The following is a 9,125-nucleotide window of genomic DNA, read 5'->3' on the forward strand; positions in this document are numbered from 1 at the left end:
TCGGATACAGGGACTCGGATACAGGGACTCGGATACAGGCACTCGGATACAGGCACTCGGATACAGACTTTGGATCCGGGCGACCGACGCCCCACGGTCAGCCGTCGAGCCGGGCCGCCTGGCGGGCCGCCGCGTCGAGGACGCGGTCGAGCAGACCGGGGAAGAGCGCTTCGAGGTCGTCCGTGCGCAGCGCGTTCATCTTGGAGGTGCCGCGGTAGATCTGGCTGATGACGCCCGCCTCGCGCAGCACCCGGAAGTGGTGCGTGGTCGTGGACTTGCTGACCGGCAACGGCACGTCGGAGCAGGCCACTTCACCGTGGGCCGCGGCCAGATTGCGGACCACGATCAGCCGCATCGGGTCGGACAGCGCGTGCAGCACCTCTTCGAGCCGGATCTCCCCGGTGCCGGGGTGCTCCAGCGCGCGCCCGGCGGCGGCCGGGGCGTCGGGGCCCGCGGCCGGCGCCGACGACAACGGTGCCGCTGCCGGTGGCGCGTGGGACGGAATCGGGAGTGTCATGAACGTCATATTACGATACCCGTCGTAGTTTGACGTCTGCCGTACTACGGCGTCTATCGTAGAAGCCGTCACCAGTGCGCGGCGACAGGCCCCGACCGGTGGAGCCCCGCGACGGAGTCCGACGACGAGGAGAGTGCCGTGAGCGCGCTGTTCGAGCCCTTCACCCTGCGGTCCGTGACCATTCCCAACCGGGCCTGGATGGCGCCGATGTGCCAGTACTCGGCGGCGACCGAGGGGCCCGACGAGGGAGCGCCCGGCGACTGGCACTTCGCGCACTACGCGTCGCGGGCGGTCGGCGGCGCCGGACTGATCCTGGTCGAGGCGACCGCGGTCAGCCCCGAGGGCCGGATCAGCCCCGCCGACCTCGGCATCTGGAACGACCACCAGGTGGCGGCCTTCAGCCGGATCACCCGCTTCCTCAAGGACCACGGCACCGTGCCCGGCATCCAGATCGGCCACGCCGGACGCAAGGCGTCCACGGACCGGCCGTGGGCGGGCGGCGGCCCGCTGGGCGCGGACGAGCGCGGCTGGCAGCCGGTGGCGCCGAGCCCGGTGGCGTTCTCCGACGAGTCCAAGGTGCCGACCGAGCTGTCGGAGGCGGACATCAGGGACGTCGTCGGGCAGTTCGTGGCCGGGGCCCGGCGCGCGCTCGCGGCGGGCTTCGAGGTGCTCGAACTGCACGGCGCGCACGGCTATCTGATCGGCGAATTCCTCTCTCCGCACAGCAACCACCGCACCGACGGCTACGGCGGCGCCTTCGAGAACCGGATCAGGTTCGCGCTGGAGACGGTCGACGCCGTGCGCGAGGTCTGGCCGGAGGAACTGCCGCTGTTCTTCCGCATCTCGGCCACCGACTGGCTGGAGGACGGCGGCTGGACGGCGGACGAGACGGTCCGCTTCGCCAAGGAACTGCTCGTGCGCGGGGTCGACCTGCTCGACGTGTCCACGGGCGGGAACGCCGCGGGCGTACGCATTCCGCTCGGCCCCGGCTATCAGGTGCCCTTCGCGGCCCGCGTGAAGGCCGAGACCGGTCTGCCGGTGGCGGCCGTCGGCGAGATCACCCACCCCCGGCAGGCCGAGACGATCCTGTCCACCGGCCAGGCCGACGCCGTCCTGCTCGGCCGCGAACTGCTGCGTACGCCGAACTGGCCGCTGCACGCCGCCCGTGAGCTGGGCTCCGAGGTGGCGGTGCCGCAGCAGTACGGGCGGGCCTTCCGCCGGGCCGGTATCTGACCGGTCCTGCCCGGCGGTCCGCCGCCGGAGCCGTCGTTGCGCGGGCGGGTCCGATCCCCGTCCGCGGCACGGCCGTTGAGCCAGTAGAGTGACGGACCGTGACAGCGCGACCATTGAACGAGATCGTCGAAGCGGGCTGGGCGAAGGCGCTCGAACCGGTGGCGGACCGGATCGCGGCGATGGGGGACTTCCTCCGCGCCGAGATCGCCGCGGGGCGTACGTACCTTCCCTCCGGTGCGAACGTACTGCGCGCGTTCCAGCAGCCCTTCGACGACGTGCGGGTGCTGATCGTCGGGCAGGACCCGTATCCGACCCCGGGTCACGCGGTGGGACTCAGTTTCTCCGTCGCGCCGGACGTACGGCCGCTGCCGGGCAGTCTGGAGAACATCTACCGCGAACTGGGCTCCGACCTGGGGCTGCCGCGGCCGTCCAACGGGGATCTCACGCCGTGGACCCGGCAGGGTGTGCTGCTGCTCAACAGGGCGCTGACCACCGCGCCCCGGCGGCCCGCCGCGCACCGCGGCAAGGGCTGGGAAGAGGTCACCGAGCAGGCGATCAGGGCGCTCGCCGCCCGGGGCCGTCCGCTGGTCTCCGTGCTGTGGGGCAGGGACGCCCGCAATCTGCGGCCGCTGCTCGGGCAGTTGCCCGCCATCGAGTCCTCGCACCCCTCCCCCATGTCGGCCGACCGCGGCTTCTTCGGCTCACGGCCCTTCAGCCGCGCCAATGATCTGCTGGTCCGGCAGGGTGCGCAGCCGGTCGACTGGCTCCTTCCCTGACATGTCTTGACGGTACTCTGCCCGGGTGACGACGCATCCCAATACTCCGGCGGGCTGGTACGCCGACCCGCAAGGCACTCCGAATCTGCTCCGCTACTGGGACGGCAAACAGTGGACGGAGCACACGAACCCCGGCCAGATTCCGCAGCAGCAAGGCGGCGGCAACGCGTGGGAGGTGAATGTCAGCGGCGCCCCCGACCCGTCCAAGGTCCAGCGCCAGGTGCAGCAGCAGGCCGGGATAGCGCCGACCTCGTTCGGCGGCGGCACCCTGTTCACCGAGCCGATCCTGGTGGTGAACCAGAAGGCCAAGCTGATCGAGCTGGTCAACGAGTACAGCGTCTTCGACCAGCAGGGCCGTACCCTCGGCTCGGTCGTCGAGATCGGGCAGAGCACGGCGAAGAAGGTGCTGCGCTTCGTCTCCAGCGTGGACCAGTTCCTGACCCACAAGCTGGAGGTCAGGGACGCGCACGGGCAGCCGCAGTTGGTGCTCACCCGGCCCGCGAAGTTCATCAAGTCCAAGGTGCTGGTGCACCGCTCGAACGGTGAGCCGCTCGGCGAGATCGTGCAGCAGAACGCCTTCGGCAAGATCAAGTTCGCGTTCATGTACAACGGCCAGCAGATCGGTGCCATCAAGGCCGAGAACTGGCGGGCGTGGAACTTCGCCATCGTGGACCACACGGAGACGGAGATCGGCCGGATCACCAAGACGTGGGAGGGCCTGGCCAAGACCATGTTCACCACGGCGGACAACTACGTCCTCCAGATCCACCGGCCGCTGGCCGACCCGCTGCTGAGCATGGTCGTCGCCTCGGCGCTGACCGTGGACACCGCGCTCAAGCAGGACTCGCGCGGGCTCGGCTGATCCGTGCCCGCTTCCGCTGACTGGGTGCTCGGGATCGACTCCGGCGGTTCCGGCGTGCGGGTGGCCGTCGCCCGCGCCGACGGCACCGAGGTGTCCGCGCCCGCCGTCTCGGCCCGCCCGGCCGTGACCGGCGAGCGCGGGATCGACGCCGCGAGCCTGCTCGACCAGGTCGTGCCCCTGGTGAACGGCCTGCTGGACAAGGCCGGGGCCGGCACGCTGGCCGCCGCATGCGTCGGCGCGGCCGGTATGGCCACACTCGGCACCGACCTGCGCGCCGTGCTGCCCGACGCCCTGGCCGCCGCCTTCGGGGTGGAGTCGCTGGCGCTGGCCGGTGACGCGGTGACCGCGTACGCGGGCGCGCTCGGTCTGCGGCCGGGCGTCGTCGTCGCCGCGGGCACCGGCATGATCGCGCTCGGCACCGCGGCCGACGGCCGCGGCTGGCTGCGCGCGGACGGCTGGGGCCATCTGCTGGGCGACGCGGGCGGCGGGTCCTGGATCGGTCGCGCGGGCCTGGACGCGGCGATGCGCGCGCACGACGGCAGGGCGGGCGGCTCCACGGCGCTGCTGGCCCGCGCGGAGGACCGTTTCGGGCCGCTCGACGGAATGCCCGCACAGCTCTACCCGCGCCCCGACCGGCCCGCCGTACTGGCCTCGTTCGCGCCCGACGTGGCCGCCTGCGCCACGGGGGGCGACCCGGTGGCCTCCGGCATCCTGCGGGCCGCCGCGACGCACATCCTGGAGTCGGCGGCTGCCGTACGGCCGGACGCCGCCGCGGTGGACGTGGCGCTGACCGGTGGCCTGTTCAAGATGGGTGAGCCGCTGCTCGGGCCGCTGCGCGAGCGGGCCGGGCGGATGCTGCCGGACGCCAGGCTCGTACCGGCGGCCGGTGATCCGCTGGACGGCGCGCTGCTGATCGCGGGGGCGCTGCACCGGGACGCGCTGCCGCTTCCGGCCGACCCCGCGCTGCTGCGGCTCGTCTCCCGTGCCGCACCGGCACGTTCGCGTACCGCACCGGTTCGTTCCGGTGCCGACGCGGCGCGTTCCGGCACAGCTCAGACTCGTTCAATGACCGAACGTGAGCGGTGAAACGGACAGATCAGGACAGGTCTGCCGCGGCTCCGACCCGGCCGAACATCCAGGCGCCCCAAGGCGTTAGCATGCGTCGCCATGAGCACTGCCACAGGGCCCGCCTCCGGCCTTCCCGTTCGAATGCCGCGCCCGCGCCAGCCGGGACGTCACCGCCGACCGGAGGCGCTGGCCGCGCCCGAGGGCGCGCCGGTGCTGGTTCTGGCCGTCCCCGGCACTCCCACCGCCGCCGCGCTCAGTCTGGCGGAGGAGGTCGTGAGCATCGCCCGCTCCGAGCTGTCGGGACTCGATCCGCGGATCGGCTTCGTCGACGGTGAGGACGGCGCGGAGACCGAATTCCCGGCGCTGCGCGGCGTCCTGGCCGCCATCGCGGACGAGCGGTCGGGGGAGGACACCGCGGCCGTCGTCGTCCCGCTGCTCGCGGGACCCGAGGCTTCGGTGCTGCGCAGGATTCGGCAGGCCATCGCCGACACCAAGGCGCAGGTGGAGCTGACCGACGTCCTCGGTCCGCACCCGCTGCTCGCCGAGGCGCTGCACGTCCGGCTCGCCGAGGCGGGTCTGGCCCGCGCCGACCGCGCCCGGCTGTTCACCGTGGCGACCGCGGCCGACGGGATCATCCTGGCGACCGTCGGCGGCGAGGAGGCGGCGCAGGCCGCGGGTGTGACCGGGCTGCTGCTGGCCGCGCGGCTCGCCGTGCCGGTGCTGGCCGCCGCGCTCGACGAGGACGGCTCCATCGCACGGGCGGCGGAGCAGCTGCGCTCCTCCGGCTCCGGCCGGCTCGCGCTCGCCCCGTGCCTGATCGGCCCGGAGATCGCGCCGCAGCTCCTGCACACCGCCGCGGCGGAGGCGGGCTGCTCGGGCGCCGACGCGCTCGGCCCGTACCCGGCGGTCGGCAAGCTGGTGGTCACGCATTACGCGGGCGCGCTGGGCATCGCAATGCAGCAGCAGGAGAGCGCGCCCTCGCACTGAACGAGGCGGCGCGTCGACACGGCGACGACAACGGCGCGGGCGGGCGGTCCTTCGACAAGACCGCCCGCCCGCGCCGTTTCCTCGTCGTGCGGGCCGCGCGAGCCCGCCGCCGCGGTGTCAGGGCCGGGCGAAGAGCACGCAGGACACGGCGGGCAGCGCCAGCGAACCGGCCTGCTTGGGGATGCCGGTGCCCGGGTCGACGTCGAACCAGGTGACGTCGCCGGAGCGCTCGTTGGCCGCGTACAGCCGGGTGCCCGACGGGTCGAGGGTCAGGTGGCGCGGCCAGTCGCCGCCGCAGCTCACGGTGTCGAGCAGTTCCAGCCGCTCCCCCGTCTCGTCCAGGGCGAGCACCGCGATGCTGTTGTGGCCGCGGTTGGCGGCCCAGGCGAAGCGGCCGTCGGGCGAGACGACCAGCTCCGAGGGGTAGTTCTCGCCCTCGGTGCCGTCGGGGAGCACGCGGACCTCGGCGAGCGGGCGCAGGCTGCCGATGGAGGGGTCCCAGCGGCAGACGGTGACGACGGAGTCGAGTTCGTTCATCACATAGGCGTGGTGGCCGGCCGGGTGGAAGGTGAGGTGGCGCGGGCCGATCCCGGAGCGCAGTCCCAGCTCGCGCTCGATCTCCAGCTCGCCGCTGTCGGTGTCCAGTTCGCAGACCCGCACCGAGTCGGTGCCGAGGTCGACGCTGACCGCCCAGCGTCCGCTGGGGTCGGTCAGCACGGCGTGGGCGTGCGGCCCGGTCTGGCGCTCGGGGTGGGGGCCGTCGCCCTCGTGCTCCAGCAGTGAGCGCAGTCCGCCGAGCGCGCCGTCCTCGCCGATGGACAGGACGCTGACGCTGCCGGGCTCCGCGTAGTTGGCCGTGAGCAGGTGGCCGCGGTGGACGGCGAGGTGGGTGGGCCAGCCGCCGTGCACCTGCACGGGCGCGCCGAGCAGCCGGGGCGCGGCCGGGTCCGCGAGCGAGAACGCGGCGGCGGTGCCCTCCGGCTCGGTCTCGCCGACCGTGTAGAGGGTCCGCCCGTCGTCGGACAGGGCGAGGAAGGACGGATTCTGCACCTCGGCGTTGTCGCCGAGCGCGGTGAGCGCTCCCGTGTCCGGGTCGACGGCGGCCGTGGTGAGCCCTCGCCCGCCCGCCGAAGTGAACGACCCGATGTAAACGTGCCCGGCCACTGCCGTACCTCTTCCGCCTGATGTCTGTACGGCGGCTGAGATTAGTACCTGACGGCGGCCGCGTCGCCCCCGGGTCCCACTGGTCAGGCGGCGAGCGGCGCCCGGGGGTCGGCGTGCAGGGGGGCGGCGAGGTCGGTGAGCGCCGTTTCCAGGACCCGCAGGTGGCCGAGCGCGCGTTCGGCGTGCGGATGTCCCGCGCCGTCCCGGGGCGTTTCCGGCCGCGGTTCCGGTGCCTCGACGCCGCGTACGACCAGGCGGCGCACGGCGTCCTCGACCCGTCGGCAGGCGGCCGACAGCCGCTCGTCGTGGCCCGCTTCGGGGTGGGCGACGACCTCGGCGAGGCCGCGCACCTGGTGGGCGCAGGCGTCGAGGAGGCGCAGTACGTGACCGGCCCGCGCTCTGCGGGCCCGCAGGGGGCTCAGCGGGTGCACCAGCGGCGCCAGGCAGGCGCGTACCCGGCCGAGTACCAGGTCCAGTTCGGCGGCGCGTCCTGCCAGGTCGGCGCCGGGTTCACCGGCGAGGTGCCGGGCGGCCTGCGCGGTGAAGTCGCGTACGGATTCCAGGGCGCGCTGGATCCAGGCGTCGGTGGCGGCGTGCGTGGTGACCGGCAGCACCAGCAGCACGGCGAGGGCCGCCCAGAGCGCGCCCGCCCCGGTCTCCTCAAGGCGCAGCAGGAGCAGCGCCGGGTGCAGGACGCCGAGCAGCCCGTAGAGGGAACCGGCCATGACGGTGACGAAGAAGGTCATCCAGGAGTAGGAGACGGCCGCGCTGTAGAAGATGCCGAAGACGCACACCGCGACGAGGACGGCGGACGGTACGGGGGCGCCGTGCAGGGGAAGGGCGAGGGCGAATCCGGCCACGATGCCGAGCGCGGTGCCGAGCACGCGGCGGAAGCCGCGCACCAGGGTCTCGCCGCGCGACGCCGTGTTGACGAAGATCCACCAGGAGGTGGCGACCGCCCAGTACCAGCGGTCCTCCGACAGTGCCTGGCCGAGCGCGAGGGCTCCGGCCGCGGCGGTCGCGGCCTGGACGGCCTGCCGGGTGGTCGGCCTGCGCAGACCGGGCGGTTGGACAAGAGAGATGGCCGGTACGGGAGCGGCGCCGCGTTCGTAGCACCACAGGCCGAAGCGGACGGTGGCGGCGACGGCGAGGCTGAGGCCGATCGCCGCGTACAGCTCGGGGAGTTCGGCCGGGACGGCGTGCAGGAACTGCGCGATGAAGAACATCATGAAGCCGAAGACGCCGAGCGCGTGGCCGCGGGCGCCCCAGCGGCGGACGTAGACCCCGGCGAGGACGACGGCGACGAAGGCGGCGTCGCGGGCGAGCGGGTACGGGTGCAGCCAGGCCGCGGCCGTGAGCACCGGCAGTCCGGTCAGGGGCATCAGGGCGGTGGTGACCGCCTGCTGGCCGACGCGGGGGTCGGCGACGACGAAGAAGGCGAGCAGCGCGGCGAGACCGCCGCCGCACATCGCGGGCAGCGGAAATCCGGCCAGGCCCGCCGCGGTGACGGCGAGCGCGATGCCGAGGACGGCGCGGGAGGCGTGGCGCAGCCGCGCGCGGCCCGGATCCGGTGCGACGAACAACTTCTTCACGTGTGCGGTTCCACCCCTGTCCGGTACGGGCGCCCGGCGGCGGTCGGCGCCGGACATGGCAAAGGCGTTGCGGAGGACCGCAACGCCATCGTCACCACCAGGAAAGCACCCGAGCGGGCAGTGGCTCAAACTGGTCGCTCGGCGCTGTGCCATTGGTACGGTGAGAGTGCCCTGTCATCGACCATGAGGAGACCAGTGGCCCATGGCCGTCGACGCGCTGGACACCCGCATCCTGCGGCTGCTGCTGGAGCAGCCGCGCACCAGCGTCCGTGAGTACGCCCGCATACTCGGCGTGGCCCGCGGCACCCTCCAGGCCCGGCTCGACCGGCTGGAGCGGGACGGGGTGATCACCACGGCGGGACCACGCGTGTCGCCTGCCGCGCTGGGCCACCCGGTGCTGGCCTTCGTGCGGATCGAGGTGACGCAGGGGCGCCTGGACGACGTGGGCGAAGCGCTCGCGGCCGTGCCGGAGATCATCGAGGCGCTCTCGATCACCGGCGGCGGGGATCTGCTCACCCGGGTCGCGGCCCGCGACAACGCCCATCTGGAGGACATCATCCAGCGGCTGATCCAACTGCCGGGCGTGGTCCGCACCCGTACGGAGATCGCCCTGCGCGAGCGGGTCCCGTACCGCGTGCTGCCGCTGGTGGAGGCCGTGGGCCGCAGCGCGGCGACCCGACGCCAGGGCGGACCGGGCGGCAGGGCGGCCGGGGCCTCGGGGCCCGGCGCCGGATCGGGCGACGGATCAGGCGGTGGCGCTCAGCGGGCGACCCGGTAGCCCTTCACCGCCGGGCGACACCCCCAGCGACCGCGCCCGATACGCAGGCGGCAGGCGGCAGGCGGCAGGCGGCAGGCGGCAGGCGGCAGGCGGCAGGCGGCAGGCGGCAGGCGGCAGGCGGCAGGCGGCAGGCGGCAGGCGGCAGGCG

At 73.7% G+C, this 9,125-nt stretch carries 9 protein-coding genes; 6 read left to right on the forward strand and 3 right to left on the reverse strand.

The features are described from left to right. Window positions 1-97 precede the first annotated feature (97 nt). Window positions 98-517 carry an ArsR/SmtB family transcription factor gene (locus tag ACIP4Z_RS32890; RefSeq protein WP_401314040.1) on the reverse strand — a complete coding sequence of 140 codons (420 nt, stop codon included), beginning with the start codon at window positions 515-517 and terminating at the stop codon, window positions 98-100. 138 nt (window positions 518-655) lie between these two features. Here ACIP4Z_RS32890 and ACIP4Z_RS32895 point away from each other — a divergent pair, with 138 nt between their 5' ends. From ACIP4Z_RS32895 to ACIP4Z_RS32915, 5 genes are all read left to right on the forward strand, one after another. Continuing rightward, entirely contained in the window at window positions 656-1,750 is a 1,095-nt protein-coding gene (locus ACIP4Z_RS32895) for an NADH:flavin oxidoreductase/NADH oxidase (protein ID WP_401314042.1), read from the forward strand. 98 nt (window positions 1,751-1,848) lie between these two features. Continuing rightward, on the forward strand, window positions 1,849-2,526 hold the full coding sequence (locus tag ACIP4Z_RS32900) for a uracil-DNA glycosylase (RefSeq protein ID WP_188280927.1): 678 nt from the start codon (window positions 1,849-1,851) through the stop codon (window positions 2,524-2,526). 25 nt (window positions 2,527-2,551) lie between these two features. Then, the gene (locus tag ACIP4Z_RS32905) at window positions 2,552-3,388 is read left to right on the forward strand and encodes a phospholipid scramblase-related protein (protein ID WP_401314044.1); all 837 of its coding nucleotides are present in this window, start codon (window positions 2,552-2,554) and stop codon (window positions 3,386-3,388) included. Window positions 3,389-3,391: 3 nt separating this feature from the next. After that, entirely contained in the window at window positions 3,392-4,474 is a 1,083-nt protein-coding gene (locus ACIP4Z_RS32910) for an N-acetylglucosamine kinase (RefSeq protein WP_401314046.1), read from the forward strand. Between the two features lie 81 nt (window positions 4,475-4,555). Next, window positions 4,556-5,443 carry a hypothetical protein gene (locus tag ACIP4Z_RS32915; protein ID WP_355343749.1) on the forward strand — a complete coding sequence of 296 codons (888 nt, stop codon included), beginning with the start codon at window positions 4,556-4,558 and terminating at the stop codon, window positions 5,441-5,443. A gap of 117 nt (window positions 5,444-5,560) precedes the next feature. On the opposite strand, the gene ACIP4Z_RS32920 is transcribed toward ACIP4Z_RS32915, so the two are convergent. Continuing rightward, window positions 5,561-6,607: a beta-propeller fold lactonase family protein gene (locus ACIP4Z_RS32920; protein WP_391050247.1), complete on the reverse strand. Its 1,047-nt coding sequence runs from the start codon at window positions 6,605-6,607 to the stop codon at window positions 5,561-5,563. Window positions 6,608-6,690: 83 nt separating this feature from the next. Then, a complete protein-coding gene (locus ACIP4Z_RS32925) occupies window positions 6,691-8,256 on the reverse strand; it encodes an FUSC family protein (protein WP_401314049.1) in 1,566 nt (521 codons plus the stop codon). A 145-nt stretch (window positions 8,257-8,401) separates the two neighbouring features. Here ACIP4Z_RS32925 and ACIP4Z_RS32930 point away from each other — a divergent pair, with 145 nt between their 5' ends. After that, window positions 8,402-8,977 carry an Lrp/AsnC family transcriptional regulator gene (locus ACIP4Z_RS32930; protein WP_401314051.1) on the forward strand — a complete coding sequence of 192 codons (576 nt, stop codon included), beginning with the start codon at window positions 8,402-8,404 and terminating at the stop codon, window positions 8,975-8,977. The last annotated feature ends 148 nt before the right edge of the window (window positions 8,978-9,125 follow it).

Origin of the sequence: Streptomyces sp. NPDC088910 (assembly GCF_044749865.1) — a bacterium.
Taxonomy (GTDB): Bacteria; Actinomycetota; Actinomycetes; order Streptomycetales; family Streptomycetaceae; genus Actinacidiphila.

Coding starts and splice junctions, on each gene's coding strand:
- ACIP4Z_RS32890 (WP_401314040.1), bottom strand. CDS start 517: ATGACACTCCCGATTCCGTCCCACGCGCCACCGGCAGCGGCACCGTTG.
- ACIP4Z_RS32915 (WP_355343749.1), top strand. CDS start 4,556: ATGAGCACTGCCACAGGGCCCGCCTCCGGCCTTCCCGTTCGAATGCCG.
- ACIP4Z_RS32925 (WP_401314049.1), bottom strand. CDS start 8,256: ATGTCCGGCGCCGACCGCCGCCGGGCGCCCGTACCGGACAGGGGTGGA.
- ACIP4Z_RS32930 (WP_401314051.1), top strand. CDS start 8,402: ATGGCCGTCGACGCGCTGGACACCCGCATCCTGCGGCTGCTGCTGGAG.